22 protein-coding genes are annotated in these 21,790 nt (G+C 37.9%); 6 read left to right on the top strand and 16 right to left on the bottom strand.

Going from position 1 to position 21,790, the window contains the following annotated elements; all coding sequences use genetic code 11:
• Positions 1-37: 37 nt before the first annotated feature.
• On the bottom strand, positions 38-2,386 hold the full coding sequence (locus OC457_RS11390) for a PilZ domain-containing protein (RefSeq protein WP_080175072.1): 2,349 nt from the start codon (positions 2,384-2,386) through the stop codon (positions 38-40).
• Positions 2,387-2,537: 151 nt separating this feature from the next.
• Here OC457_RS11390 and radA point away from each other — a divergent pair, with 151 nt between their 5' ends.
• Positions 2,538-3,929: a DNA repair protein RadA gene (gene radA / locus OC457_RS11385; RefSeq protein WP_080175071.1), complete on the top strand. Its 1,392-nt coding sequence runs from the start codon at positions 2,538-2,540 to the stop codon at positions 3,927-3,929.
• A gap of 100 nt (positions 3,930-4,029) precedes the next feature.
• Here radA and OC457_RS11380 read toward each other — a convergent pair whose 3' ends face one another.
• Both OC457_RS11380 and ettA read right to left on the bottom strand, forming a co-directional pair.
• Positions 4,030-5,013 carry a M23 family metallopeptidase gene (locus tag OC457_RS11380; protein ID WP_080175070.1) on the bottom strand — a complete coding sequence of 328 codons (984 nt, stop codon included), beginning with the start codon at positions 5,011-5,013 and terminating at the stop codon, positions 4,030-4,032.
• Positions 5,014-5,209: 196 nt separating this feature from the next.
• Complete coding sequence (gene ettA, locus OC457_RS11375) at positions 5,210-6,877, bottom strand: energy-dependent translational throttle protein EttA (protein ID WP_080175069.1); 1,668 nt, start codon at positions 6,875-6,877, stop codon at positions 5,210-5,212.
• 289 nt (positions 6,878-7,166) lie between these two features.
• Between ettA and sltY the strand changes: the two genes are divergently transcribed.
• Positions 7,167-9,104: a murein transglycosylase gene (gene sltY / locus OC457_RS11370; RefSeq protein WP_235866948.1), complete on the top strand. Its 1,938-nt coding sequence runs from the start codon at positions 7,167-7,169 to the stop codon at positions 9,102-9,104.
• Positions 9,105-9,333: 229 nt separating this feature from the next.
• Entirely contained in the window at positions 9,334-9,660 is a 327-nt protein-coding gene (trpR, locus tag OC457_RS11365; RefSeq protein WP_370737969.1) for a trp operon repressor, read from the top strand.
• A gap of 52 nt (positions 9,661-9,712) precedes the next feature.
• Here the strand turns inward: trpR and yjjX are convergent, their stop codons facing one another.
• The 6 genes from yjjX to OC457_RS11335 all read right to left on the bottom strand — a co-directional run bounded on the left by yjjX (position 9,713) and on the right by OC457_RS11335 (position 15,290).
• Positions 9,713-10,228 (bottom strand): inosine/xanthosine triphosphatase, encoded by a 516-nt coding sequence (yjjX, locus tag OC457_RS11360; protein WP_080175139.1) that lies wholly within the window; start codon positions 10,226-10,228, stop codon positions 9,713-9,715.
• A gap of 134 nt (positions 10,229-10,362) precedes the next feature.
• Positions 10,363-11,001: a helix-turn-helix domain-containing protein gene (locus OC457_RS11355; RefSeq protein WP_080175066.1), complete on the bottom strand. Its 639-nt coding sequence runs from the start codon at positions 10,999-11,001 to the stop codon at positions 10,363-10,365.
• Positions 11,002-11,625: 624 nt separating this feature from the next.
• A complete protein-coding gene (gene ahpF, locus OC457_RS11350; protein ID WP_080175065.1) occupies positions 11,626-13,206 on the bottom strand; it encodes an alkyl hydroperoxide reductase subunit F in 1,581 nt (526 codons plus the stop codon).
• 252 nt (positions 13,207-13,458) lie between these two features.
• Entirely contained in the window at positions 13,459-14,016 is a 558-nt protein-coding gene (gene ahpC, locus OC457_RS11345) for an alkyl hydroperoxide reductase subunit C (RefSeq protein WP_080175064.1), read from the bottom strand.
• A gap of 328 nt (positions 14,017-14,344) precedes the next feature.
• Positions 14,345-14,761: a universal stress protein gene (locus OC457_RS11340; protein WP_080175063.1), complete on the bottom strand. Its 417-nt coding sequence runs from the start codon at positions 14,759-14,761 to the stop codon at positions 14,345-14,347.
• Positions 14,754-15,290 carry an HPP family protein gene (locus OC457_RS11335; protein WP_080175062.1) on the bottom strand — a complete coding sequence of 179 codons (537 nt, stop codon included), beginning with the start codon at positions 15,288-15,290 and terminating at the stop codon, positions 14,754-14,756. Before OC457_RS11335 ends, OC457_RS11340 begins: the two co-directional genes overlap by 8 nt.
• Before the next feature lie 325 nt (positions 15,291-15,615).
• Here OC457_RS11335 and OC457_RS11330 point away from each other — a divergent pair, with 325 nt between their 5' ends.
• Positions 15,616-15,993: a hypothetical protein gene (locus OC457_RS11330; protein WP_080175060.1), complete on the top strand. Its 378-nt coding sequence runs from the start codon at positions 15,616-15,618 to the stop codon at positions 15,991-15,993.
• 174 nt (positions 15,994-16,167) lie between these two features.
• Positions 16,168-16,494 carry a hypothetical protein gene (locus tag OC457_RS11325; RefSeq protein ID WP_080175059.1) on the top strand — a complete coding sequence of 109 codons (327 nt, stop codon included), beginning with the start codon at positions 16,168-16,170 and terminating at the stop codon, positions 16,492-16,494.
• Positions 16,495-16,565: 71 nt separating this feature from the next.
• Here OC457_RS11325 and OC457_RS11320 read toward each other — a convergent pair whose 3' ends face one another.
• From OC457_RS11320 to OC457_RS11300, 5 genes are all read right to left on the bottom strand, one after another.
• Positions 16,566-16,955, bottom strand: coding sequence for an H-NS family histone-like protein (locus OC457_RS11320; RefSeq protein ID WP_159447857.1), 390 nt, complete (start codon positions 16,953-16,955; stop codon positions 16,566-16,568).
• Positions 16,956-17,423: 468 nt separating this feature from the next.
• Positions 17,424-18,059: a type II toxin-antitoxin system antitoxin DNA ADP-ribosyl glycohydrolase DarG gene (gene darG / locus OC457_RS11315; RefSeq protein WP_262054057.1), complete on the bottom strand. Its 636-nt coding sequence runs from the start codon at positions 18,057-18,059 to the stop codon at positions 17,424-17,426.
• Between the two features lie 14 nt (positions 18,060-18,073).
• Positions 18,074-18,421, bottom strand: a complete 348-nt coding sequence (locus OC457_RS11310; protein WP_159447897.1) for a DarT ssDNA thymidine ADP-ribosyltransferase family protein — start codon at positions 18,419-18,421, stop codon at positions 18,074-18,076.
• An 83-nt stretch (positions 18,422-18,504) separates the two neighbouring features.
• Positions 18,505-18,687, bottom strand: coding sequence for a hypothetical protein (locus tag OC457_RS11305; RefSeq protein ID WP_210436120.1), 183 nt, complete (start codon positions 18,685-18,687; stop codon positions 18,505-18,507).
• A 100-nt stretch (positions 18,688-18,787) separates the two neighbouring features.
• Positions 18,788-18,967, bottom strand: coding sequence for a hypothetical protein (locus OC457_RS11300; protein ID WP_210436121.1), 180 nt, complete (start codon positions 18,965-18,967; stop codon positions 18,788-18,790).
• 445 nt (positions 18,968-19,412) lie between these two features.
• On the opposite strand from OC457_RS11300, the gene OC457_RS11295 reads away from it, so the two are divergent.
• The gene (locus OC457_RS11295) at positions 19,413-19,985 is read left to right on the top strand and encodes a DarT ssDNA thymidine ADP-ribosyltransferase family protein (RefSeq protein WP_080176606.1); all 573 of its coding nucleotides are present in this window, start codon (positions 19,413-19,415) and stop codon (positions 19,983-19,985) included.
• A 45-nt stretch (positions 19,986-20,030) separates the two neighbouring features.
• On the opposite strand, the gene darG (OC457_RS11290) is transcribed toward OC457_RS11295, so the two are convergent.
• Complete coding sequence (darG, locus tag OC457_RS11290) at positions 20,031-21,098, bottom strand: type II toxin-antitoxin system antitoxin DNA ADP-ribosyl glycohydrolase DarG (RefSeq protein ID WP_262054056.1); 1,068 nt, start codon at positions 21,096-21,098, stop codon at positions 20,031-20,033.
• 14 nt (positions 21,099-21,112) lie between these two features.
• Positions 21,113-21,718: a type II toxin-antitoxin system toxin DNA ADP-ribosyl transferase DarT gene (gene darT / locus OC457_RS11285; RefSeq protein WP_080176434.1), complete on the bottom strand. Its 606-nt coding sequence runs from the start codon at positions 21,716-21,718 to the stop codon at positions 21,113-21,115.
• Positions 21,719-21,790: the final 72 nt, after the last annotated feature.

The following is a 21,790-nucleotide window of genomic DNA, read 5'->3' as shown; positions in this document are numbered from 1 at the left end:
AGCCGCACCTGAGAATGGTGCGGATTGATGGTTAACGTTAATGGATTTCAAGACGTATTAATACTTCATCTGTAATATCGAAAATTTCGCCACAGCCCATTAACGATGTAAATTCTATTTCTAATACTCGTGCTCGATGAAGCGATAAACGCGCTAATTTACTGAGTTTTTCACCTATTAATCCGGTTAATGGGTTTAATAATGGTAGCGCAGTAATGCGTAATGCGAATAAATCCCCTTGCTGACGTGCTTGCTGTATATAAGCTCGTTGGGATGCAAGATCCTCAAAATCCCTGCGCAGTTTAGTCTCAATCTTATGCCGTTGATTCTCGTGATACTCAACGGCTAAATATAATTCATGAATAAAAGGTTGTTGTGGTTTATCCCGCGGTCGCATTGGATCGGCCAACATCTCTTTTACTCGTTGTTTGAAAATAATATCAAGATCTAAGCGATCATTATTACTTAGTTGATGCAATATGCTCGCGAGTGATGATAATGGGAAATTGGATCCAACCGCTTTTACCTTTATTTTATGATCTACTTTTTCAGCAAAATACGGCAGGCTGTGAAGGCGAGTTAATAACATTTGATGCATTGTTAGTAGCATCGCGGGGGATGGTTGCGGTTCTTTGCAAAGGGCTAAATTTTCAATATTAGATGCAATTAAAGTACGTAGAAATTGTCCACCTAATAAGCCATCTTCATTTTCAATTGTGATTAATTGAATATTTTTACCACTTGGGCTAGTGCGAATGACCTGATAAGGCATTTTTTTTAGAATATCGTTTTTAGTGGCACGTGCTAGTTGGGAGAATGCAATTAGCACGGTATCGCCTTGTTTACATCGTAGTGGTTGATCTAAATTAATATTGAGTCCACGACTTGAAAAATCAATTGAATAGCCACTGATTCTGTGTTGATTCTGTTGTAATTCAATGGCAGTTTTATAATTAAATCGAGATTCACTGCGTAGCGGTTTAGGATCAAAATGAATCGCCTCAGCTTGGCTAATGGGATTGCGAGGATGACGAAATTGATTTAACGCTTGGGCGGATAAGGTTGAGGTCATGCCACAAAGATAGTCTGGTTGTACTTCGTGGTGGGTTAAATCTTGTAACGTACCGATGTGTGATAAATCTTGGCAATAAGGCATCATCTCTGGTGTCAGTTGCGCCAATGCTTGAGTATCATTTTGCAGCAATGGATAAATCGTTAAGCGCATAACTCGCCAACTTTCACGTTTAGCCCCTATTTGCCAAAATAATAAGCGCTGCTGACGCGTCATTTCAGGCAGTGCTGCTGAATAAAAATAGCGCTGACCTTGATGCTCATGAAAGAAGCTATAAATTAAGGTACTGGTGTGCGATATACCACTTAATTCAAGGTTCTTAATTCGTGATGCTGATAACAGATGATTAATTACGGATTGATTGCGTTCATCATGCCAATATTGCCATTGATGCTGATTATGATCCGTTAACAAGCTGTATTTTAGATTTTCTCCAGCAAAAAATAACGGCATTGTTACCGTGTGCTTTAGATAGCAGTGTTCATAACCTTGGGTACGTAACTGAATGATTTTATCATCGTGGTTATTACGACTTAATGATTGATGTTGGTCGTGTTTAATCATTGCCTGTAAAGCAGAATGATCCGTTAATGCCAGTAAACGCAACCATTTGATACTGTCGTTATCTTGAATATCATCAATACCTAAAATGCGGTAAGGGTGACGTTGATTAAGTTGTTGATCTTGGTATTGTTGTGCCAATTGTGGAAAGGATGCAGTAATTGTTTGACCTAATTGATAGTCAAACGCTGCCGGCACTTTACACCTCGCCCCTGAAGGTGAAAGATCAACGGTTGTCGCTAAGATTTGCTGCGCGTTAGGTAGTGTTAATGCTATTGGCGTTGCAATACTGAGCCGTTTCTCTTCGCGACTAAGATAATATCCAAATCGAATCAGTTGCGCCTGAAATAAGCTATATTGGGCATTTGTTGTTGCGGCATCAGGCGGTGATATTTTTTGCTGGTGGTGAAGAATACGAAAATTATTATGGGTATTGATTAATTCTTCATATAAGCCATTACAATATTGATCCGCAAATATTGCTTTGCGACGATGATAAAGATTGATCGCGACATCATCAAGCCAATGATTATGATCGTTAAACGTATATTGTCGACACTGGCCTTTAACGCGCCCTCGTAGATCAATGATCTTATTACAAGGGGTCATTAAACGATTGATTTCCATTTTTATTTGTAGCCGTACCGGACCCGTTTCATGCTGAGTCAGTAACTGGAACACGGCTTCAAAATCAGGCTGGTTATAGATTGGCAATAATTGCTCAATCAGTGCTTTATAATCGTCGAGATGCATGGCTTGGATCTATTGATGAATGGACTAGTTGTATCATCGACCAACAGCGTAAAAAATTTAGCGTTAACTGACATATATTTGTCGTTATTCGATAGTTTCTTGACACTACTATGATTAGTGGCTGTGAAGAATAAGAGATATAGGATTTAGAATGGCAAAAGCAGCAAAACGAGCTTATGTATGTAGTGATTGTGGAATGGACTTTGCGCGTTGGCAAGGTCAATGTTCTGGGTGTAAATCATGGAATACGATCACTGAATTTACTATTCCAAATACTAAAACTGGCGTGGCAACTTCAGCGCGTTCAAGTTTATCGGGATATGCAGGTATTGCCGGCGGTGGTTCTAAAAAATTGCATGAAGTTGAAGCGGTTGATGCTCAAAAAATGCTAACAGGCATTGGAGAGTTAGATCGTGTATTGTGCGGTGGATTAACCACTGGCTCAGTGAATATTATTTCAGGTGATCCTGGTGCAGGTAAAACGACATTATTGTCGGATTTAGTGGCACGAATGTCGAAATTAATGCCATCACTTTACTGTACTGCGGAAGAATCGTTATCGCAGTTTAAAAACCGTGTAAATCGACTTAAATTAGACTGTAATGAAGATAATTTGTATTTAATGGCAGAAACCAGTGTTGAAGCTATTATTGCCGAATTAGATGCAAAACAGATCAAGTTTGCGGTTATTGACTCGATTCAAGCGGTATCAACTGACTTAGCCAATGGGAGTCCGGGGTCGCCGTCACAAGTAAAAACCGCAGCACAATCACTGACGCAATATTGCAAACAAAATAATGTCACCATGTTCTTAATTGCGCATGTGAATAAAAATAATGAAATTGCAGGTCCACAGACATTGGTACATATCGTCGATGCGTTACTGCATATTGACACCAATGATGGTCAAGTTCGAACCTTACGTGCCAATAAAAACCGTTTTGGTGATGTCGATACCGTTGGTATTTTTCGAATGACCGAGCGCGGCATGCTCAGTGTTGATAACCCGAGTGAGATTTTCTTATCGGGGTCAACCACTGAATCATCAGGCTCTGCAATTACTTGTATTCGTAAAGGTAATCGGAATATTTTACTTGAGATCCAATGTTTAACTACCGAAACTGAAGGGGAGTTTCCGCAACGGGTTTGTGTCGGTTTAAATATGAATCGAATTAAAATGCTGACGGGGATTTTACGTAAGCATGCTAAAACTAAAATATTCCATGATACTTTTTTCAATATTGTTGGTGGCTTAAAGATTGATGAATCAGAAACCTGTATTGATTTGGCATTAGTGGCAGCATTATTAAGTAGCTTAAACGAGTTTGTAGTGCCACGCACAACCTGCATTATGGGTGAGTTAAGTCTAAATGGTGATGTGCGTCCGATAGACAGTGGTGTGCCACGAGTAAAAGAAGCCGCTCAGCATGGCTTTACGGAAATCTTTATTCCTTATCGTAACTACCATAAATCAATGGAAGGGTTAGGTGCAAAAATTGTCGCAGTCAAAACAATTCATGAGTTAATTGAGCTGATTAACTAATCTTAATAGTGTCAATTAACCGGTAATAAAAAGGCCAACCATCAATAATGTGGGTGGCCTTTTTTAAAATGAGAAAGAGGCTAGTGAGTGCAGGTCTTATTTAAAGCTCAACGTGGTTTTGAGGTGGCTTGGTATGATTGACCGTTGTCATTCCCATGTTCTGATTTTCATCGCCGGTTAATTGCACCTGCATCGCCACCATACCATTGATGGTATTTAATAATGATGCCCATTGAACGTTCTTTTCTTGTTTAAACAGCGCGTCAAAATTTTCAATATTCCATTTCACAAATGGACGTGGGTTAAGCGGCTTGCCTAAAAAGCGAATTTCGTAATGTAAATGGGGACCGGTAGATAGCCCTGAATTACCTGTCCAACCAATAAGTTGACCTTTTTTAACAAACTCACCCTGTTTAACTTTAAATTTACTCATGTGCGAGTAGGTCGAAATAAATCCCATGGTGTGATTAAGGGTTAATTGATTACCATAGCCATAATTACTGCTACGAGCGCGTTCAATAACAGCATCAGCAGGAGCATAAATGGGAGTGCCAATTTTAGCTGCAAAATCAAGACCATCATGACGTTTGCGTTTTTTAGTTATTGGATGAACACGTGAGCCAAAGTCGGAGGTTAATTGTGCATTAGGGGTTGGAGCGCCGTTAGGAATTAATTGAAATAATGTAGCTCTAACTGCTGAATTAATCGCGGCGGTATCAACCCGTTGAGTTATGGTTTGGTTATTCTCTGATGGCTCAATACCAAGTACGGTTTCCATATCATCAATCCGTTGATTAAGCGCAACTAATGATTTTTTCTTATCCGCTAATGCTTGATTGAGATTGTGGTTCATCGCGGTTTCTTCAGAAAGCGATGCACTTAATGCTAATGCTTGAGCGCCTAGTTTTTGAGCTTTGATTTGTGAGATTTTAGCATTTTGATAAAGGTGAAACATTGAATAGCTACCGTAACTAAACAGACCACACACAACAATGATGATAACTGTACGATAATGCTGTAGTAACAAGTGCAAAGATTTGGTCTGAAATGATGATTTTGGTACTGGTGGTTCTAAATGAGGCATAATTTATAGCTATTATCGATAAATAATAAGCTACTCAGTCTATGTTTTCATTTTCATTATTGCTAGTTATCACGTCACAAAAATGAGGCTATATTGTATCTATTAATGAATAATTAATTAAACTAATTGATTTAAAAGGTTATTTTATTTTGATAAAAAGAGCTGTAGAAACAGCTCTTTTATAGAATGCTATGAATTATTTAGTGATACGTTTGTACTTGATACGGTGAGGATCAGCAGCATCAGCCCCTAAGGTTTTCTTCAACCAATCAGTATATTCAGTAAAGTTACCTTCAAAGAAGCTCACTTTACCTTCATCTCGATAATCAAGAATATGTGTTGCTACACGGTCTAAGAACCAACGGTCATGCGAGATAACCATGGCACAACCTGGGAACTCAAGTAACGCTTCTTCTAATGCACGCAATGTTTCAACATCAAGGTCGTTAGTTGGCTCATCGAGAAGTAATACGTTACCGCCGGCTTTTAGCAGTTTCGCTAAGTGAACACGGTTACGCTCACCGCCTGATAAATCGCCGATGCGTTTTTGATGATCACTGCCTTTAAAGTTAAAGCGTGAAACATACGCACGAGCAGGGATCTCAAAGTTGTTGATTCTAAGAATATCAGCGCCTTCAGAGATTTCTTGGTAAACCGTATTGTTATCGTTCATGCTATCGCGGAACTGATCAACCGATGCTAGTTTTACTGTCTCACCCAGTTCAATGGTGCCAGAATCAGGTTGCTCTGCACCACTTAACATTTTAAATAGCGTTGATTTACCTGCACCGTTAGCACCGATAATACCGACGATAGCACCTTTAGGCATACTGAAAGATAAATCATCAATCAGAACGCGATCACCAAACGATTTAGTTAGGTTTTTAACTTCAATGACTTTATCGCCTAAACGCTCACCTGGTGGAATGAATAGCTCATTAGTTTCATTACGTTTTTGGTGATCGGTGGTGTTAAGCTCTTCAAAACGCGCCATACGTGCTTTTGATTTTGCCTGACGACCTTTCGGGTTTTGACGTACCCATTCAAGCTCTTTCTCAATGGTTTTCTGCAAAGCTCGTTCTTGAGATGATTCTTGTTTTAGACGTGCATCTTTTTGCTCAAGCCATGAGGTGTAGTTGCCTTGCCATGGAATACCTTCACCACGGTCAAGTTCTAAAATCCAGCCCGCAGCGTTATCAAGGAAGTAACGGTCGTGGGTAATAGCGACCACAGTACCACTGTAATCCACCAAGAAGTGCTCTAGCCACGCCACTGATTCAGCATCTAAGTGGTTGGTAGGTTCATCAAGTAGTAGCATGTCGGGTTTATCAAGTAATAAACGACAAATAGCCACCCGACGACGCTCACCACCCGATAGGTTTTTAACGACAGCATCCCAATCAGGTAGACGTAAAGCATCTGCCGCACGCTCAAGTTGCATCCCTAAGTTGTGGCCATCTTTAGTTTCAATTAATGATTCTAAATCGCCTTGTTCTTTTGCGAGTGCATCAAAATCAGCATCAGGTTCAGCGTAAGCGGCATAAACTTGATCAAGACGAATCAGTGCCTCTTTAACATCAGAAACCGATTCTTCAACAATTTCACGTACTGTTTTAGTTTCATCTAATACAGGTTCTTGAGGTAGATAACCGACTTTAAGGCCAGCTTGAGGACGCGCTTCACCTTCAATATCAGTATCAATGCCTGCCATAATACGCAGTAAGGTTGATTTACCTGAACCGTTAAGACCTAGAACACCAATTTTGGCACCAGGGAAAAAACTCAGTGAAATATCTTTTAAGATTTGACGCTTAGGTGGGACGATTTTGCCCACTCGCGACATGGTATAGACGTAATCAGCCATATCCGTGTGTGATCTCTACTCTAAAATAAAGGTTATATAGTACCTATAATCTCTAAAAGTTCACTCGAATTGTTGTTAATTCCGCGGCTGAGTAAGGTATTTTAGCGATAGAAAGAGATTGTTTATTATCATTGTTACTATCACAATCAGACTTTATAGGCATTACTGCCAATGAAGGTGAATGAGTGCTGATGAGTGAGCACTATTTTGCGGTTTTGTGGCTTTTTTTTGCTACTATTGAACAAGGATTGTACATGTTTTTGGGTGGTTTTTTGATATGGAGTTAATCGTGACGCGTCTATGTAGTTCTTCTCGTATTTTTTCATTGGCTTTGTTGACGGTCGGATTAACCAGCACGGTGACTGTTCAAGCTGCTTCTTTAGAGCAACAGCGTACATGGTATGAACAAGCGCAAACGGCTTTTTCAAATAATGATCTGGCTGTATTTCATCAAGAAAAAACCAAGTTAGGCGGATATCCACTTTATCCTTATTTAGAGTATCGTGAATTTAATGCTCAACTGGCAACTAAAAAACCGAGTCAAGTACAGGTATTTATTGATGAATATAAAATGTTGCCGTTCAGTCAGGCTATTAAAACACGTTATTTAAACCAATTGGTAAACACTGGGCGTTGGCATGATTTTTTAATGATTCAACCAGCGGTTCCACGCAAGACTGATCTTCAATGTGCGTTTTATTATGCCAAAGAGAAAACAGGTAACGCAGCATTAGCATGGCAAGGTGCTGAAAAATTATGGCAAACAGGTAATTCTTTACCTGCTGGATGTGATGATTTATTAGACAGTTGGAGTGCGGCGGGTAAACGAACCAATACCATGGTGCTCGATCGAATGGTATTGGCTTATGGCAAAGGTAATAAAAGCTTATTGAGCTATCTTGATAAGCTATTAACGGGTGATGCGCAGGCGACGGGTGATGCAGTACTTGCATTGTATGATCAACCGCAAAATGTGGGGGCGTTTGCTAAAAAAAGCAAAGTCACACCATTTAATCAGGCACTGACTCAAAAAGCCTATTTATTGTTAGCGCGCACTGATACGAAACAGGCGGTAACAGAATATGACCAAGTTGTGCGTGGGCAGCATTTTGATAAAGCAACCAAACAAAAATTGGCTGATGCTGTCGCTTCACGCTTAATGTCGACATCAGATTCAAGTTTAGCGCAATGGCGCGATAGTAAATTAGCGCAGAGTGATAATGCCAGTCTTTTAGAGCGTCGAGTGCGTAATGCTATTCGAGAGGCTAACTGGAAACAAACGCAATATTGGATTGATCACTTACCGAAGGAAGCACAACAGACACCACGTTGGACATTCTGGAAAGCAAAATTATTAGCGCAAAACGGCAAGAAAAAACAAGCGGATAAAATCTATACTTCATTATTAGGTGAGCGCGATTTTTACAGTGCGGCTGCTGCGACGATACTCAATAAGCCCATTGTGTATCCGCTAACTAAAGCACCCACATCGACCGCTTTATTAAAGCCTTATAAAACGAGTTTAGCGCGTGTTAAAGAGTTGATTGCACTTGATAAGGTGACTGCCGCTAATCGTGAATGGGGTTATTTGTTATCTAAAATCACCAATGTTGAAACCAAGCGTCAATTAGCTGTTTATGCCGAGAAACATCAATGGCATTACCTTGCTGTACAAGCCACTATTTCAGGTAAATTGTGGGATCATATGACATTACGATTCCCATTAGCGCACCAGTGGTTATTTGATTTCTTCAGTGAGCAACGCAATATTCCTGCATCAACCATGATGGCATTAGCAAGGCAAGAAAGTGCATTAAATATTCATGCGCGATCCCATGTTGGTGCGAGTGGCTTAATGCAACTTATGCCAGCAACCGCAGCAGAAACAGCGAAAAAGCTTGATTATAAATATAAAGGTAAACAAAGTTTATTTGATCCGAGTGTTAACATTCGTTTAGGCAGTGCGTATTTAGAAATGATGTTAAAGCGTAATGATGATAATCGTGTTTATGCTTTTGCCTCTTATAATGCGGGGCCTGGGCGTGTATCACAATGGAAAAAAGTGACTGATGGTAAACTGGATGTTTATGCATTTATTGAACAAATACCGTTTAATGAAACCCGTGGCTATGTTCAAAATGTGTTGATGTTTGATATTTATTATAATGAACTGATGGGACGTAAAGGGGTGTTATTTAGCCCTGAAGAACTAAAAGCGCGTTATTAATCATTTTCAAACGCTATGAATAAACCGCTATTGTTATATCGAAAATAACCGTAGCGGTTATTCGTTAATAAGAGCATGTTTTTATGTCAGTGTTAGTATTTTGAAGATAAATATCATACTGATTGATATACAAATTATTTGATCAGTGCGGGGTGTAAAAATAACCGTTACTTGGTCTGATATGGGAATCGCGGTACACTCCTCGTGTATATAATGCCTGACGGGATAAATAAAAATGGCTGTAGACTCACCAAAGTATACTGATTGGCAACAAATTATAGATTTGCTTCAGCAAGCCTCTGCGCAACAGCGGGATCAGTTACTGTTTAAAGTATTATTAACTCATGATGAAAGAGAGGCATTAATTGCACGCGTAAATATAGTGCATGAGTTACTTAATGGTGAACGTAGCCAGCGTAAAATCAGTGAATTACTGGGTGTTGGTGTGGCTACTATCACTCGTGGTTCTAACGAACTTAAACATCAAGATGATGCAACAAAAGCATGGTTAGCTGATTTTCTCGCTAAAAATGTTCCTTCTGCACCAGAAGAATAGCGATCCGCTGTTATTAACATATCACGCGTTAGTCATCACTTTTGAATGATAACTAGTATAATTCAGGGTGTAAAAAAGGGATTAACGCGAGAATCAATGCTTGTTGATAGACACTGCTACGGCTCAATAAATGGTTAGTTAGCATTGCAATAGCCCCCCCTTTTTGTTTAATGTTTTGTTGAGCAAACATCTCATCCATCACATCTCCTAGCTCCATTCCCTGTGCTATTTTTTCCAATGCTAATGGCGGTAAAGGTAACGAAGCTGAACGAGCGGTCGATTTTCTTCCTTGATGTTCAATCACCATCCATGCAAAAGTAAAATTATCATCTAATCCTGCTTCTAGGCCGACAATATAATCAGCATCAGGGTAGCGTTCACGACACGAAATAACGCGATTGTTAGCCCCTAATAATGTCTCTTCACTGGTTAATGGTTGATCGCGCACACCACTTTCCGTACTGACACCTGTCGTAATAAATGATTGTTGTGGAAAAATAGCATTGAATGCATCAGTGACAGCGGTAATTTTTGCAGGGTTGGTTGAGGCAACAATAATAGTAGGCATAATGATAAATTCAGTTAAAGAGCGTATTAAATAGCTTAAAAATAACCGTTTTTGATCACAAGCGAAAGCAATAAAAAAGCTCATCGAATGACGATGAGCTTTCTTTTTATCCCTAATTGAGCAGTTTGTCGTGATTAACGATCGTAAGCCCAGTCTGACTGGATAATATAACCGTGAATTTGGAACTCACCATTATTTACAAATAAATTTGGAAAGTCTGGTTGTGAGGTTGAGAATACAACACCATCAGCCAGTTGCGTCATATGGTAAAAATCAGGCTCACTGCCACGTACAGAAGCAAACACTGGTTGCTTAGGACGGTAAGCGGCTTCTTTAGTCGCTAATGCGTAGCTACCCACTGGTGCGCAATGTGAAATGTTTTCATTATCAATGAATAAACCCAGACATGCATCACGCTCTAGATGCTGGGGGATAGCACGCTTGCTAATCACCTCAACAGAATCACCTAAATTGTAAGCTGAAAAATCTTTACGATGGATCACAGGAATATAGGTGCACGTTGTAGAACTATCATGTTCAGTACTGATAGTAGTCGTTGCTTGTGTACCTGTATCAATTTGACCCGTTAAAATATAACCGATTGATGTATTTAATGTTTCTGCGATTTTTTCTAATTCGCGAACTTCAATACCATATTTACCTGAAAGTTTACGGCTCATTGTACCTTGCTGAAGGCTTAGTGCCTCACCAAGTTGCTTTTGACTGATACCTTGAACTTTAGCTAAACGCTTAATTCTCTCTAAATATTCCATGTAACTAGCTTCCTGCTTCAAATAGGGGGAGTGAATACAATATGAATTCTCAATAGTTATAAAAGATATTACTCAAAAGTGTAGAAAAGGAATCATCGTTACTTAAAAAGTGCGATTGATTTGGTTAAAGAAATATACCCCACAGGAAAGATGGGTAAAAAATGGAACAAAATACGCAGAAAGAAATAAGTTTTGGTGCCGAAAAGGCTAAGCTTGAGATTGTAATAATGCACGAGTATGACGTTTAAAATATGAAGCATAAAAACGAAACATAATTATAAGATCATGATTTTAAATATTTAAAAAGTAAACTCAAAAGTGTTAAATAATAGGGTTTCATTTGTTTTTTTATGTTTGTAAATTGGGGTTTATTTTGTAAAATGTGCATTTTTAATGATGGTTTAATCAATAGTGAAATTAAATAGTTTTTATTGGTATTAATTTTTTTATTGATAAATTGAAGAATAATACGAGGTTTAGGTATGACTATTATTACTATTTATGCCAACTACGTATTTAAACCGAAGCTCTAAATATACAGATTTTGGGTGCTTTAAATATTAAAAAGGCCTGCTCTTAATTAGAACAGGCCTTGTATATGATGAATTCGCGTAGCAAATAGAATTATTGAGCGATTGGTGCAGGATTACGAATTAAGTAATCAAAGGCACCTAAACTTGCTTTCGCACCTTCACCCATCGCAATGATGATTTGTTTGAAAGGTACGGTGGTAACATCGCCTGCTGCAAAAATACCGTTAACGTTAGTATTACCGTAAGCACCAATTTCGATTTCACCGCGTGGTGTTAATGCAACGGCTGACTTTTTAAGCCACTCAGTGTTTGGTACTAAACCAATTTGAACAAAGATACCTGCAAGTTCGATGTGTTTGATTTCATCTGTATTACGATCTTTATAGCTAATACCAGTAACACGAGTACCATCGCCAACCACTTCTGTGGTCTGTGCCATTTTAATAATGTCAATGTTAGGCATGCTTTCCGCTTTATTGATCAATACTTGGTCGGCACGTAAGGTATCAGCAAATTCAAGTACGGTTACATGTTCAACAATACCCGCAAGGTCGATTGCCGCTTCAATACCTGAATTACCACCACCGATAACCGCAGTACGTTTACCTTTAAATAATGGGCCATCACAGTGAGGGCAGTAAGCCACACCTTTATTACGGTATTCTTGCTCACCAGGGACGTTCATCTCACGCCAGCGGGCGCCTGTTGTGATGATCACACTGCGAGATTTTAAAATTGCACCGCTTTGTAAGTAAATATGCGCATAACCATCATCAGTATCAGCCGCCGCAACAATATTATCAACACGCTGCTCGCTCATGATATCAACGTTATATTGTTTTACATGCTCTTCAAGACTTGCCGCTAAACGAGGACCTGTTGTCTCTTGAACAGAAATAAAGTTCTCGATAGACATAGTATCCATAACTTGACCGCCGAAACGCTCGGCAACAACACCAGTACGAATCCCCTTACGTGCTGAATAGATAGCCGCTGATGCGCCAGCAGGACCACCACCAATCACTAATACGTCAAATGGGGCTTTATCATTAAGGCTTGCTGCGGCTTTTTTAGCTGCGCCGGTATCTAACTTATTTAAAATTTCAGTGAGTGACATACGACCTTGACCAAATACTTCACCGTTTACATAAACAGTGGGTACCGCCATGATATTACGCTCAGTGACTTCCGCTTGGAAAGCCGCACCATCAATCATGGTTGCTTTAATGCGTGGGTTAATTGCAGCCATCATGTTGAACGCTTGCACAACATCTGGACAGTTTTGGCAAGACAGTGAAATGAAGGTTTCAACAATGATATCTTGATCTAATGCGGCGATTTGATCGATAACAGCTTGTTCTAATTTCATTGGATGACCACCGCTGTGCAGTAGCGCTAATACCAATGAAGTAAATTCGTGTCCCATTGGCAGACCTGCAAAGCTGATTGAAGTCTGTTTGGTTGGGTTAACCACTTGCATTACAGGTTTACGTACGCTGGCATTACTATTCTCAATAACACTGACTTTATCGTTTAGTTCTGCAATCTCGTAAGCTAATTCATGCAGTTTTTGTGCAGTGTCACTATCATCTAAACTTAATACCAGTTGTACATCTGTTTTTAAATTTTCTAAGTACGCTTTTAGTTGCTGCTTCATGCTTTGTTCTAACATAATCTTGCCTTTTTAATTTGTTCATGGCTTAACAGCAGAAAATGAATGCGGGTCTACTGTCATACGACATATTGCCTATATAAAAAGGCGTAAATATGTTTGAAGGTCTTTAAATTAATAAGGCACCAAACACTAGGGGGATGTTTGATGCCTTATTACTTTTAAATAAATGATTTACTTAAAAGCAGGATGAGCAATATTGCATTTCGATTAGGCGTCAAAAACAAATATTGTCATCAAAGGTCAATAAGATTAGATCTTACCAACTAGGTCTAGAGAAGGAGTTAGCGTTGCTTCGCCTTCTTTCCATTTTGCAGGGCAAACTTCACCAGGGTGTGATGCAACATATTGTGCTGCTTTCACTTTACGCATTAGATCATCAGCTTCACGACCGATACCTTCAGCAGTGATTTCCATTGCTTGGATAACACCTTGTGGGTCGATTAGGAAAGTAGCGCGGTCTGCAAGACCTTGACCTTCACGCATAACATTGAAGTTATTAGTGATGTTACCAGTTTGGTCGCCTACCATGAAGTAGTTGATTTTGCCGATAGTATCAGAGCTATCGTGCCATGCTTTATGAGTGAAGTGAGTATCAGTTGATACTGAGAATACTTCAACACCGCGAGATTGTAGTTCTGCGTAATGGTCAGCTAGGTCGCCAAGCTCAGTAGGACATACAAAAGTAAAGTCAGCTGGGTAGAAGAAGAATACAGCCCACTTACCTAGAACATCTTTTTCAGTGATGTCTACGAATTTGCCTTCTTTGTATGCTGTAGCGCTAAATGGCTTGATTTCAGTGTTGATCATAATATGGAATCCTTTTGAATATAATTTTAATTTTTTATGCTGTAGTGCAAATCAAATCTCTGGAGCCATTATTGTCAAAATGGGCATATTAAGGAAATCGTTACAGCCGATACATTCAATAGCTAAAATCTATTATTGTGGTATTTAATATAGTATTAAGGCGTGTTTTTATTGCGCTAAATGAAAGATAGAGCGAGGTTACTTGTGATGTCAAATAACGTACAAAATAGTAATAGCGTTTCGGTTGTCATCAGACTAATGAAAATGCCCTATTTTATTTATTGAGTTGTAAAATAGGACATTTTTAAGTGATATAACACGTATTTTATTAAGATAAACTTAAAAAATCATGGTGCGTTGCTAATTTTATCAGGAGGCTGTTTTTGGATAAAAAGCTAAAATAATGGTGAGAGTTAGCCATAACCACTAAATCAACCTCTAAGTTTGTCGCCAAGCGCTCAATCGCCATTCCAACTGGCCCATTAACAATATAAACATGATCTCTATTTAATGTTGTGTCAGCAATTAACGCCTTTATTTTATTTTCTAGCTCAGCTTTTTCTGTATTAACAATATCATCCCCAACAGTATTTCCTAAATACGCATCATCAGAAAAAAGCTGTTCATCAAGGTTTGTTGCATACCCTACAAACAGTTCTGCATTGAGTTGATCCGCTAACGCAATTGCTTTGAGAAGATAGGGCTTAGAATCGAGATCTAGCGCATACAATATTTTTTTATACATCTTTGCCTTCTTTAGGTTTATTAACCCATGCATATTCTAAACGAGAGACTAATGCATGGTACAACAGTGCAATCAGAACAATGATGCAGCTACCTGCAAAAATGGGATAAAACGCAAACAGAATACTGGTATGAGCGCCTAACATGATCAATAACGGATTTCCGCCAGCGGGTGGATGGGTAACATTAAGCATTATCATTAGAAAAATTCCCACGCCAACAGCCAAACCTAAAGACCAGAATGTGACGGGTAAAAAATTAGCAAATATAATGCCTGTAATTGCCGTTGTCAGGTGGCCGAATATTACATTTTTAGGATGGGCTAAAGGGCTTTGTGGTAAACCAAAAACCAATACCATGGTGGCTCCAAAAGGTGCAACTAATAGATAGTCACCTTTAGCGACACCATCAACAAAGGCAAGGATACCAATACATAATGCAGATCCGGCTGCGGCAACTAACGCAATCATCCATAGTTTATGAGCGGGGTGGGTGATCTTATAATGGATCCCCTTTTGCATATTATCCATTCGTAATACTTATTTATTAGTTCAATTTATTAATATTATATGTCAATTATACGTAAGTGAGAGGGTTATTAATGCTTCATAAGCATTATCTAAGAATGCGAGCATGGTACTAATTGGGTGATCAGTAATAATAAATGTCATATAAAATGAAGATATTAATGATAAATGGATAGTGAAGTTGCGAGTTGAGTTAATTTTAAAGCCATGTTCGGCGTTATCGACATTTAAATTACGCGATGCTGTCATTTTCAAAGTCTATTGAGATAGTATTTTGCCAGAAAACGCTCATAATTGGATGATACAAAACTTAAAGAAGAAATGACTCATGACTAGCTTTCAATATTACTTTCATAAACTTCCTTGCTACAAATGTAAAAAAAATACAGTAAATGCGGATCTTGGTTGGTTAACGCCAGCAATGAAAGAAGAAGTTATCGCACAAGTAACAGCAATGATTGCACAAGACAATGTTGATCCAGAATTATTGGTCAATGTTACTTGCACTAAAGATGAAGCCCGTGATTACTTATTATTAAACTTCTATGGCTATTCAGAAGAAGCACTTGCTAATCAAGTAAAAGCCGATGATGAGCAAGAAGTCGCAGCGGAAATCGCAGATCTACTCGCTGATGGTAGCGAAGTTGCAGTTTTTGAACACGAAATTGTATTACAAAGTTGTACTGATTGCGGTATTGATGAGTAATCGCTTAATGCGACTATGTATAAAATGCGTAGTGAAAAATTGAGATAAAATTCCCCTAATGATAAAACCGTTCACTTAAAGTGAACGGTTTTTTTTTGCGTATCGTTGAGGCTTCTGCTTTATTTAGATTTAATATACTTACAGTACTGTTTCATCATAAGGATATGTTCAAATATGAGATTGAATCAGAATACGCCAGAAGAACGTTTACGAGAGGAACAATTATATAAACAAATTAGCTATGAAGTTCAAAAAGGCTATAAAAGAGATGGTTTGTGGTTAAAAGCGATGTCTGATTGTGGAAATAATAATGATAAGGCGAAGTCGCTATATGTTAAATTACGTTTTCAATCTATTATTGATGAACAAATAATAGAACGTAAAAAACAAATTAAAGATAAAATAGCAAAGGACTCTCATTTAACAATTATTGATTATATTATAATTTTTAGTATTGCCCTCTTAATCTTAATAATAGGCGTTATAGTTGTAATGATATAATTTATATTATGTTTATATATATTAAATGGTAAATACCACCGAAGAAGGTGGTATTTTATTTGTTGGATTTTTTAAATAAGAAATTCGTCTAAGTTAATCCCATTATCAATAGCTGTTTTTAATACTGTTGGTATCCGACCTTGTCCAGTCCACGTTTTCTCATCACCTTTAGCATTAATATATTTATATTTAGGTGGGCGTATTGTACGAGGTTTTTTGGATGCTTTATTTTGTATAGATACAAGATCTTCGATAGAAAGACCATCTGATAATAGCATTTGACGATAAATTTCTAATTTTTCTTCACGTTCTTTTGCAGCAGATTTCTCTTGTTCATCTTTTGCAATACGTTCATTTACAATTTGAGTCAGATTGTTTAGTGCATTTTGTAACTGATCAAGAGAAATTGATTCGATAGCGGTAGTTCGAGGGTTCATCAATAGTTTTATAGCGTCTGTCATTCTTTCCTCGATATGTAGGTTATACATATAAGTATATTTAATTATAAGTGTCTTCGTTATTTATACATATCGGTATAATATGAGATTTTTTAAATCTTATTATTACTCTGGCTAAAAATTTCATTAACAAGAAGGTAGTCAAAGGAATAAAAAATTGATGATATTGAATTGTAGTAGCTAAGTTAATTTTGGTATTTTGTTATACTTTTCAGAATTAATATCCATTTGATTAGATTCCAAAATTTAATCCATTTTTGTCAAAAAAAAGTTTTGATATAGTTAAGTATCATCTCTCAGTGATACTTAAAGATCACAATATTGATATTGAGATTATCGTGAATCGAGGCATGTTTATTCGTTAGTTTTTGTAAGAATAAAGCGGTAATTTATTAAAATACCGCTTTTTATTATAAAGATGGCGCAACTTTATTTAACCACTGCTCATCACATAATCTTTTAAATGCAGCCTTAATATGAACTGGCTTCATCTGATGCTGTTAAAAAGTACACCAGCTTTTGAACTTCAAGTAGTGATAGTCTGTAATGTAAACCTGTTGATAGGTATTGATTTATTAAGCCAATAACAGCAGTTCGACCAATTGTCATCCTAGGCTTTGGAGTTTTATTGATCATCAATTCAGCTTGTGGGGCATTCTGAGGGGGGTATAAACGCCACTCAACATTAGGCATGTCGCTTAACGAGTTTAAGATTTCAGATTCAACCTCAGGCCATGGTAATCCACCTAAACCACTACCAAGAGCGGGTATAGCGACTGATGTTAAATTTAAACGCTCAACTTCTTTCTTTAAAGCGATTAACCCTTCACGGATATATTCTATTTTGGATTTACCTTTCCAGTGTGCTTTAGTTGGAAAGTTAATAATAAAGTAAGGGGCATTCATTGAGTGAGTAGGTATAGATAACAGTTGCCCTGTCGTTAATTCTTTATTGTCACAAGCTAATTTGTAAGCTTTGAAATTATCAGGAAATGCTTTCTTAAACTGCAAAGCTAAGCCTTTACCCATAACGCCAACAGTATTGACGGTATTGATAATAGCATCTGCTTGGTCGTGAAGAATATTGCCTTTAACGTACGAAATCATTGTGAACTACTCAATTAATAATACCACTCAGGTTTAACGACAACATCTGGCTGGTGGTTAGATGATGCGATGATTTTTTTTACTTCTTCGGCTAATTCTGGCGTTTTTACGCCAATCTGTCGAATACAATTCCAAGAAACTGATTGGTGAGCTAAAAATTCCGCCTGTTTTTCTTCTTTACAGTCTTGCCAATATTTTGCATGAATTTTCTTAGAATCAAGTTCATCAATACGACTAAAATCGTCTATTTGTTCGGCAAAGGCTAAATCAGCATGAATGTCTGTGAAAAAACAATCTGAGTTAGTTGCTCTAATATTGTTGAGATTACTAACGTGCGTAATATGAGATACCTTAACGCTCACAGATATGCTGTCCTTGTGTTATGAAATTAAGAACAAAAATAATGACTGTAATTGCTTAATCTACAGTCATTGTGCTGGTAGTTCTATGATTCCTTCAACATATCAAACACGACCCGAGCGAAGCCTTTCGCCAGTTCAGGGTTTGATAGGTACTGCATCATCATTTCTTGGTGTGATTCATTACTATCCATTACCGCATCATCAATTGCTTGAGGGAAGTCGTCTAGCATGGCTTGATCACGAGTATTGTTATCAATCTGGGTCATTACTGCTTCGTTCTCTGATAACTTGTCACGCACAGTCTTGGCGTAGTTAATCAAATCACTATCGGTCAAGTTCTCAGTACTGAACAACTCGTTTAAGCGGTTAAGGATCAGCGATAAGAAGTCTTCTCTTATCCTTAGGCTTAGCCGTACCAACATCAGTCGTTGGCTCTAGCTTGTAATCTGCTGCGTCTTCTTTGAGCTTGATGTCTTGTTCACGGATCTTTGATAAGCGGTAGTGGCTCATTTCCACGTTGCTTAAATCAATATCATCTTCTTGCACGTTTTGCTCATGCAGAAGGGGATCGAGTGAACAGCCTCTAGACTCTCGAAACTGATGAGAGAAAGAAGAGATCTGTTGGGGATTTAAGTGGTCGATTTAGATTAAATTTAAGCTAATACGATGATTTTACTGAATTTTAGGCATTAAAAAAGGCCACTTCCAAAGAAGTGGCCCTTTCCAAACGTTTGGGCTGGCGTCATCGTAATTAGTGCTGTATGTATTTGTTTTTAATTATTATTTTTCGGTTTGATTATTGACGATACTACTATCGGTACTACTAAATGTTTTTGTTAGTGTATTTTTTGTATTATGTGAAGTAGATCTTGTTTTTGGTTTTTTGGGGAGAAGGTCACAAATTAAATCACGCAATAAGTGATGTTTGATGCATATTGTTTTCGCGTTTTATTTTATTTTACAACTACTTTAATAAGACGGAATAAAACGAATGGCTGATATTCAAACTCAAAAGCTATTATATCATATTACAAGCATTAATAATCTTGCTGGTATTTTAGATACAGGTTTAATGCCTCGTGCTCAATTAGATAATTTTCGTGATGTAGCAGATCACGAAATCTTACGTGGTCGCGCTGTTCATCGATTGGAACGTTATGTGCCTTTTCATTTTTTTGCAGGCAACCCTTTTGATGGTCGGATTCAGATAGATTACCCAGAGACTGATTTTATTCTTATAACGGTACGTAGATCTATAGCACTTGGTAATAACTGGCAGGTAATTCCTCGACATCCTTTAGCTAATCAACAATTAGATATTTTGGATTACGAGGAAGGGATGGATCGCATTGATTGGGATAATATGAATCTTCGAGATTATGGTGATGATGTATCAAGAAGTGTTTGTATGGCTGAGTGTTTATCGCCACAAACAGTAACAGTTGATAATTTTTTTAAGCTGTATGTTTCAAACGATAAAGTTAAACAAAATGTTGAAATGATACTGAGAGATCATAACGTTGAAATTGATGTTATCGTGAATCGAGGCATGTTTATTCGTTAGTCTCTGTAAGAATAAAGCGGTAATTTATTAAAATACCGCTTTTTATTATAAAGATGGCGCAACTTTATTTAACCACTGCTCATCACATAATCTTTTAAATGCAGCCTTAATATGAACAGGTTTCATCTGCGCTTTACGCTCACTCCATGAGTGAACCTTACTCACTACATCATCTGGATTAATTTCATCACCTGCGCATTCATGAGTAACGACCCAGTGAACGGTTGAAAGTAATTCCATGCCATAAGGTGACTCAAAGCCATTGACCAGTTTGGTTACCTCATCAAAGTGATGCTTTGTCTCTGGGTGAGAGTCTAAAAATGACTGCGCACTGGTAATAGCATCTTGCTTCAATGAAATTGGAACGTCTGGTGTATTTTTACCGTCAGCGTAGCCAGAAATAAAATGACCTTCCATTTTATTAAGTACATGGCGTAACACATCGGCATACGGACCATAGTGATGCTTTTGAAACTGGACTTTATTCAGTGTTTCACCTGATGCCGTTAAAAAGTACACCAGTTTTTGAACTTCAAGTAGTGATAGTCTGTAATGTAAACCTGTTGATAGGTATTGATTTATTAAGCCAATAACAGCAGCACGACCAATTGTCATCCTAGGCTTTGGAGTTTTATTGATCATCAATTCAGCTTGTGGGGCATTCTGAGGGGGATATAAACGCCACTCAACATTAGGCATGTCGCTTAACGAGCTTAAGATTTCAGATTCAACCTCAGGCCATGGCAATCCACCTAAACCACTACCAAGAGCGGGTATAGCGACTGATGTTAAATTTAAACGCTCAACTTCTTTCTTTAAAGCGATTAACCCTTCACGGATATATTTTATTTTGGATTTACCTTTCCAGTGTGCTTTAGTTGGAAAGTTAATAATAAAGTAAGGGGCATTCATTGAGTGAGTAGGTATAGATAACAGTTGCCCTGTCGTTAATTCTTTATTGTCACAAGCTAATTTGTAAGCTTTGAAATTATCAGGAAATGCTTTCTTAAACTGCAAAGCTAAGCCTTTACCCATAACGCCAACAGTATTGACGGTATTGATAATGGCATCAGCTTGATCGTGAAGAATATTGCCTTTAACGTACGAAATCATTGTGAACTACTCAATTAATAATACCACTCAGGTTTAACTACAACATCTGGCTGGTGGTTAGATGATGCGATGATTTTTTTTACTTCTTCGGCTAATTCTGGCGTTTTTACGCCAATCTGTCGAATACAATTCCAAGAAACTGATTGGTGAGCTAAAAATTCTGCCTGTTTTTCTTCTTTGCAATCTTGCCAATATTTTGCATGAATTTTCTTAGAATCAAGTTCATCAATACGGCTAAAATCGTCTATTTGCTCCGCAAAGGCTAAATCAGCATGAATATCAGTAAAAAAACAGTCAGAGTTAGTGGCTCTAATGGTGTCAGTATCACTAATAAGGTGCAAGATTTGTTCTTGCCCACCATGATAATTTTCATGTCCTTGGTGTATGACGTATAGCATCACTGATCGTGGACAAAAATTGAAAGGAACATATTCTCCAATGTAGCCACCAGCAGCAACTGTTACAGGATGTTGTAGGCGGCGTGCCTTAATGTGGCTATAGCCAATATTTTCATTAGTTAGATTTAGTTCAATACGTTTTGCATCAGACCATAAGCAGTCTTCAGCAATAATATTATTGAGATTACTAACGTGCGTAATATGAGATACCTTAACGCTCACTGATATGCTGTCCTTGTGTTATTAAATTAAGAACAAAAATAATGACTGTAATAGTTTAATCTACAGTCATTG

The sequence above is a fragment of the Photobacterium toruni genome (assembly GCF_024529955.1).
Taxonomy (GTDB): domain Bacteria; phylum Pseudomonadota; class Gammaproteobacteria; order Enterobacterales; family Vibrionaceae; genus Photobacterium; species Photobacterium toruni.
Note: the sequence above shows the minus strand (reverse complement) of the source record. Positions and strands in the feature narration are given on the sequence as shown.

Bases quoted from the DNA above. Each gene is read 5' to 3' on its own strand.
- OC457_RS11325 (WP_080175059.1), top strand. From the start codon at position 16,168: ATGAGATTGAATCAGAATACGCCAGAAGAACGTTTACGAGAGGAACAA.
- OC457_RS11335 (WP_080175062.1), bottom strand. From the start codon at position 15,290: ATGGATAATATGCAAAAGGGGATCCATTATAAGATCACCCACCCCGCT.
- OC457_RS11330 (WP_080175060.1), top strand. From the start codon at position 15,616: ATGACTAGCTTTCAATATTACTTTCATAAACTTCCTTGCTACAAATGT.
- ettA (WP_080175069.1), bottom strand. From the start codon at position 6,877: ATGGCTGATTACGTCTATACCATGTCGCGAGTGGGCAAAATCGTCCCA.
- OC457_RS11320 (WP_159447857.1), bottom strand. From the start codon at position 16,955: ATGACAGACGCTATAAAACTATTGATGAACCCTCGAACTACCGCTATC.
- OC457_RS11380 (WP_080175070.1), bottom strand. From the start codon at position 5,013: ATGCCTCATTTAGAACCACCAGTACCAAAATCATCATTTCAGACCAAA.
- OC457_RS11295 (WP_080176606.1), top strand. From the start codon at position 19,413: ATGGCTGATATTCAAACTCAAAAGCTATTATATCATATTACAAGCATT.
- OC457_RS11355 (WP_080175066.1), bottom strand. From the start codon at position 11,001: ATGGAATATTTAGAGAGAATTAAGCGTTTAGCTAAAGTTCAAGGTATC.
- ahpC (WP_080175064.1), bottom strand. From the start codon at position 14,016: ATGATCAACACTGAAATCAAGCCATTTAGCGCTACAGCATACAAAGAA.
- radA (WP_080175071.1), top strand. From the start codon at position 2,538: ATGGCAAAAGCAGCAAAACGAGCTTATGTATGTAGTGATTGTGGAATG.
- OC457_RS11340 (WP_080175063.1), bottom strand. From the start codon at position 14,761: ATGTATAAAAAAATATTGTATGCGCTAGATCTCGATTCTAAGCCCTAT.
- OC457_RS11305 (WP_210436120.1), bottom strand. From the start codon at position 18,687: ATGACCCAGATTGATAACAATACTCGTGATCAAGCCATGCTAGACGAC.
- ahpF (WP_080175065.1), bottom strand. From the start codon at position 13,206: ATGTTAGAACAAAGCATGAAGCAGCAACTAAAAGCGTACTTAGAAAAT.
- yjjX (WP_080175139.1), bottom strand. From the start codon at position 10,228: ATGCCTACTATTATTGTTGCCTCAACCAACCCTGCAAAAATTACCGCT.
- darG (WP_262054056.1), bottom strand. From the start codon at position 21,098: ATGATTTCGTACGTTAAAGGCAATATTCTTCACGATCAAGCTGATGCC.
- OC457_RS11390 (WP_080175072.1), bottom strand. From the start codon at position 2,386: ATGCATCTCGACGATTATAAAGCACTGATTGAGCAATTATTGCCAATC.
- darG (WP_262054057.1), bottom strand. From the start codon at position 18,059: ATGATTTCGTACGTTAAAGGCAATATTCTTCACGACCAAGCAGATGCT.